Below are 279 nucleotides of genomic sequence, written 5' to 3' on the forward strand. Positions count from 1 at the left end.
TCGCGGAGAAAATCCGTGAACAGGCCGAAATTGCAACAGGCGCCGTCGGTTTGATAACGACGGGAACAATGGCCGAAGAAATTCTGCAAAACAACCGCGCTGACCTTATTTTTGTCGCGAGAGAACTTCTCCGCGATCCGCACTTTGCAAGGAGTGCAGCGAAGCAGCTGAATACTGAAATACCGTCACCGGTCCAATACGACAGAGCATGGTGATGAAATGACAGCCGGAGTTTTTCGATCCGGCTGTCTCTTTTTTTATTTTTCGAGAAACGATTGC

At 49.1% G+C, this 279-nt stretch carries 1 protein-coding gene; it reads left to right on the forward strand.

Going from position 1 to position 279, the window contains the following annotated elements; genetic code table 11:
* On the forward strand, positions 1-215 hold a 215-nt coding region (locus SB658_RS23320), incomplete at its 5' end, for an oxidoreductase (RefSeq protein ID WP_486308207.1).
* Positions 216-279: the final 64 nt, after the last annotated feature.

Origin of the sequence: Bacillus sp. SIMBA_008 (assembly GCF_046535495.1) — a bacterium.
Lineage (GTDB): Bacteria > Bacillota > Bacilli > Bacillales > Bacillaceae > Bacillus > Bacillus subtilis.